Origin of the sequence: Bartonella sp. AC158YNML, assembly GCF_042196725.1 — a bacterium.
GTDB lineage: Bacteria > Pseudomonadota > Alphaproteobacteria > Rhizobiales > Rhizobiaceae > Bartonella.
Genome location: NZ_JBHIQU010000082.1, coordinates 1 through 848 on the forward strand (window position 1 = coordinate 1; position 848 = coordinate 848).

Here is an 848-nt window from a genome sequence, read left to right on the forward strand (position 1 = left end):
TTGGCTGTTATCACGCTTACAAGCATTAGCAATATTAAAAGCAATATTGGTAGCAAGTGATGTTTTACCCATCCCAGGGCGTCCAGCTATGATAATCAAATCGGATGGTTGTAGCCCTCCCATTTTTTCATCAAGGGTTTTGATATGGGTAGCTATCCCTGAAAGCTGTGAGGAACGCTTTTTCGCAGCGCTTGCCATGTTAAGTGCTTTTGCAATGGCTGTATCAAAGTTTTCAAACCCACCTCCATATTTTCCTTTTTCGGCTAACTCAAATAATTGATTTTCAATCGTTTCAATTTGTTGGGAAGGTGTGAACTCCAGAGGCGCATCAAAAGCTGTATTGGCAACTTCATTGCCAAGATTAATCAAAGACCGGCGGATAAAAAGATCGTAAATGACACGTCCATAATCTTCAGCGTTAATAATAGTGACTGCCTCTGTGGCTAAGCGAACAACATACTGGTATACAGTAATATCTCCAATTTTTTCTTCCATTTGGATATAGGGCTTAATTGTAATGGGGTTTGCAAGATGACCCTTTTGAATAATTTGTAAGACAATCTCAAAGATCTTTTGATGTAGCGTTTCAAAAAAATGTTCTGCTTTGAGAAAGTCTGAAACGCGATCGAGTGCATTATTATTAATCAGGATTGCTCCAAGTAATGCCTGTTCCGCTTCAATATTATGGGGAAGTTGACGAAAAGAAGAAGCAAAATTATCTCTTGGATTTTCTGTTTTTAGCATGTTCAATGTTCTCATTGCTTTCCTTTCCCTTGTTTGGTGCCTCAAAGGTGATTTCTGTTGTGTATCCGCTTTGTTTTTCATAACGATGTGTGACGGTAGCGGCT

General features: G+C 39.0%; 1 protein-coding gene and 1 pseudogene. Both read right to left on the reverse strand.

All coding sequences use genetic code 11. From position 1 onward, the window contains the following. On the reverse strand, window positions 1–759 hold a 759-nt coding region (locus ACFIM1_RS09345), incomplete at its 3' end, for a DnaB-like helicase N-terminal domain-containing protein (RefSeq protein WP_375694692.1). Beyond that, a pseudogene (locus ACFIM1_RS09350) lies at window positions 716–848 on the reverse strand (late control protein); the annotation flags it as partial. The pseudogene ACFIM1_RS09350 and the gene ACFIM1_RS09345, both read right to left, overlap by 44 nt.